This window comes from Thermus sp. (assembly GCF_040290245.1).
Taxonomy (GTDB): domain Bacteria; phylum Deinococcota; class Deinococci; order Deinococcales; family Thermaceae; genus Thermus_A.
In genome coordinates, this window is record NZ_PSMQ01000111.1 from 1,640 (window position 1) to 2,195 (window position 556).

The 556-nt window shown below is 65.5% G+C and carries 1 protein-coding gene; it reads left to right on the forward strand.

All coding sequences use genetic code 11. From position 1 onward, the window contains the following. Window positions 1-556 (forward strand): molybdopterin-dependent oxidoreductase (locus tag C4301_RS09800; RefSeq protein WP_352414885.1); only part of this gene is annotated, 556 nt, incomplete at both ends.

A 556-nucleotide genomic window follows, 5' to 3' on the forward strand; every position in this document is an offset into this window, starting at 1 on the left:
CTACAAGGAGCCGGGGGCTGGCCTCCAATGCCAGCTGGACAGGGGTGCCTCTGGCCCTCCTCCTCAAGGAGGCGGGGGTGAGGCCAGGGGCCAGGTGGCTTATTCCCGAGGGGATGGACGCCGCCATGTACACCCGGTCCCTTCCCTTGGACAAGGCCATGGAGGACGTTCTGGTGGCCTATGCGCAAAACGGGGAGGCCCTTCGTCCCGAGCAGGGCTACCCGGTGCGGCTGGTGGTCCCGGGCTGGGAGGGGAGCATCCAGGTGAAGTGGCTCCGGCGCATCCTGGTCACTGATCTTCCCGCCATGTCTAAGGACGAGACCAGCGAGTACACGGATGTGATGGCGGACGGGAAGATCCGGGCCTTCACCTGGATTATGGACCCGGAGAGCATCATCACCTATCCCTCGGGGCTTCAGAGGATCAAGCCGGGGTTTCATGAGATCCGGGGCCTGGCCTGGAGCGGGTACGGCCGGGTCACCAAGGTGGAGATTTCCTTTGACGAGGGGAAAACCTGGCGCCAGGCCAGCCTCGAGCCCCCGGTGGAGCGGTTGGC